Consider the following 3,177-nt stretch of genomic DNA (forward strand, 5'->3'; position numbering starts at 1 on the left):
CTGGACGTCAAGCGCATCATCAACGAGCCCACCGCCGCGGCCCTGGCCTTCGGCCTGGACAAGCATGGCAAGGGCGACCGCAAGATCGCGGTGTACGACCTGGGTGGCGGCACCTTCGACGTGTCCATCATCGAGATCGCCGACGTCGACGGCGAGAAGCAGTTCGAAGTGCTGTCGACCAACGGCGACACCTTCCTGGGCGGCGAAGACTTCGACCAGCGCATCATCGACTACATCATTGCCGAGTTCAAAAAGGAACAAGGCGTCGACCTGACCAAGGACGTGCTGGCCCTTCAGCGCCTGAAGGAAGCCGCCGAGAAGGCCAAGATCGAGCTGTCGAACTCGTCGCAAACCGACATCAACCTGCCCTACATCACGGCCGATGCCTCGGGTCCGAAGCACCTGAACATCAAGCTCACCCGCGCCAAGCTGGAAAGCCTGGTCGACGAGCTGATCGAGCGCACCATCGAGCCCTGCCGCACCGCCATCAAGGACGCGGGCGTCAAGGTCGGTGACATCGACGACGTGATCCTGGTCGGCGGCATGACCCGCATGCCCAAGGTGCAGGAGAAGGTCAAGGAGTTCTTCGGCAAGGAGCCGCGCAAGGACGTCAACCCCGACGAAGCCGTCGCCGTGGGCGCCGCCGTGCAAGGCCAGGTGCTGGGCGGTGAGCGCAAGGACGTGCTGCTGCTGGACGTCACCCCGCTGAGCCTGGGCATCGAGACCCTGGGCGGCGTGATGACCAAGATGATCAAGAAGAACACCACGATCCCGACCAAGTTCAGCCAGGTGTTCTCGACCGCCGACGACAACCAGCCGGCCGTGACCATCAAGGTGTTCCAGGGCGAGCGTGAGATGGCCTCGGGCAACAAGAGCCTGGGCGAGTTCAACCTGGAAGGCATTCCGCCGGCCCCGCGTGGCGTGCCCCAGGTGGAAGTCACCTTCGACATCGACGCCAACGGCATCCTGCACGTGAGCGCCAAGGACAAGGGCACCGGCAAGGAAAACAAGATCACCATCAAGGCGAACTCGGGCCTGTCCGAGGCCGAGATCGAGAAGATGGTCAAGGACGCCGAGCTGAACGCCGCCGAAGACGCCAAGAAGCTGGAGCTGGTGCAGGCCCGCAACCAGGGCGAGGCGCTGGTGCACTCGGTCAAGAAGAGCGTGGGCGAGCATGGCGACAAGCTGGACGCGCCCGAGAAGGAAAAGATCGAAGCCGCGCTGAAGGACCTGGAAGAGTCGCTCAAGGGTGAGGACAAGGCCGACATCGACGCCAAGACTGAGGCCCTGATGACCGCCAGCCAGAAGCTGGGCGAGAAGATGTACGGCGATGCGCAGGCGGCTGCCGCCGGCGCGGCCGGCGCAGCGGGTGCCACCGAGGGCGCGGCCCCCAAGAGCGAAGCACGTGGCGACGACGACAACGTGGTCGACGCCGACTTCAAGGAAGTGAAGAAGTGACGTGCTGAACGACGGCGGCGGCCCTGCCCGGTCCGCCCCCGACGTTCGTTGACTGCGCCGCGTCCGGGCGCGGGGTTGGCGTGAAACATGCCTCCCCGCCCCGGCGCGGCTTACTCGCTTGATTGAGCCCGTTTTTTGATGGCAACCCTCAATGGCAACTAAGCGCGACTACTACGACGTGCTCGGCGTTCCGAAGAACGCCGACGACGACGTCATCAAGAAGGCCTACCGCAAGCTGGCCATGAAGTTCCACCCCGACCGCAACCAGGGGGAGGACGCCAAGAAGGCCGAAGAGCAGTTCAAGGAGGCCAAGGAGGCCTACGAGATGCTCTCCGACCCGCAAAAGCGCGCGGCCTACGACCAGTACGGCCATGCGGGGGTCGATCCGAACATGGGCATGGGCCGCGGCGGCCCGGGCCAGGAAGGCTTTGGCGGCTTCGCCGAGGCCTTTGGCGACATCTTCGGCGACCTGTTCGGCGCCCAGGGTGGTGGCGGCCAGCGCCGCGGCGGCGGCCAGCAGGTCTATCGCGGCAGCGACCTGTCGTACGCGATGGAAATCACGCTGGAAGAAGCGGCCAACGGCAAGGAAACGCAGATCCGCATTCCCACCTGGGACACCTGCGAGACCTGCAAGGGCTCGGGCGCCAAGCCCGGCACCAGCCCCAAGACCTGCACCAGCTGCAACGGCAGCGGCACGGTGCACCTGCGCCAAGGCTTCTTCAGCATCCAGCAGACCTGCCCGCACTGCCACGGCAGCGGCAAGATCATTCCCGAGCCCTGCACCACCTGCAACGGCGCCGGCAAGATCAAGCGCCAGAAGACGCTGGAGGTGAAGATCCCCGCCGGCATCAACGAAGGCATGCGCATCCGCTCGGCCGGCAACGGCGAGCCGGGCACCAACGGCGGGCCGGCCGGCGACCTGTACATCGAGATCCGGATCAAGCAGCACGAGATCTTCGAGCGCGACGGCGACGACCTGCACTGCACCGTGCCCATCGGCCTGGCCACCGCGGCGCTGGGCGGCAGCATCGAGGTGCCCACGCTGGGCGGCAAGGCCGAGATCGAACTGCCCGAAGGCACCCAGCACGGCAAGACCTTCCGCCTGCGCGGCAAGGGCATCAAGGGCATCCGCAGCAGCTACCCGGGCGACCTGTACTGCCACATCGCGGTGGAAACGCCGGTCAAGCTCACCGAGCACCAGCGCAAGCTGCTCAAGGAGCTGGACGAGTCGTTCAAGAAGGGCGGCGACAAGCACTCGCCCAACGCCAAGAGCTGGACCGACCGGGTCAAGGACCTGTTCAAGTAAGGCCGACGATCTGGGGATGCCGCCCGCCACGCGCGGGTGGCCCGCTGCTATAAGCCGGTGCAGCGCCGTGCTGCATCCGGCGCGCAGGGGTCGTGCATGGCGATGCTCCAGATCGGTGACAGCGGGCCGGCGGTCCGCAAGCTGCAGCAGGCGCTGCTGGCAGCGGGCTTCAACCCCGGCAAGGCCGACGGCGACTTCGGCGCCGGCACCGAGGCGGCGGTGATGGCCTTCCAGCACAGCGCCGGCCTGCTGCACGACGGCATCGCCGGCCCCCGCACCTTGCGGGCGCTGGGCCTGGCGCGCAGCGACAAACTGCCTTCGGCCACCGACCGCTTCTCGGTGCAGGTGGTGGCGCAGATGTTCCCGCAGACGCCGCTGGGCCCCATCCGCGAGCACCTGCCACCGGTGCTCGA

The 3,177-nt window shown here is 66.6% G+C and carries 3 protein-coding genes; all 3 read left to right on the forward strand.

What is annotated here, in order from left to right:
• Positions 1-1,458: molecular chaperone DnaK (gene dnaK, locus ABNT58_RS04040; RefSeq protein WP_348752225.1), on the forward strand; the 1,458-nt coding region annotated here is incomplete at its 5' end.
• Positions 1,459-1,609: 151 nt separating this feature from the next.
• Positions 1,610-2,764 carry a molecular chaperone DnaJ gene (gene dnaJ, locus ABNT58_RS04045; protein ID WP_348752226.1) on the forward strand — a complete coding sequence of 385 codons (1,155 nt, stop codon included), beginning with the start codon at positions 1,610-1,612 and terminating at the stop codon, positions 2,762-2,764.
• Positions 2,765-2,860: 96 nt separating this feature from the next.
• The coding region (locus ABNT58_RS04050) for a peptidoglycan-binding domain-containing protein (RefSeq protein ID WP_348752227.1) at positions 2,861-3,177 on the forward strand (317 nt) is incomplete at its 3' end.

It is taken from the genome of uncultured Aquincola sp. (assembly GCF_964001545.1).
GTDB lineage: Bacteria > Pseudomonadota > Gammaproteobacteria > Burkholderiales > Burkholderiaceae_C > Aquincola.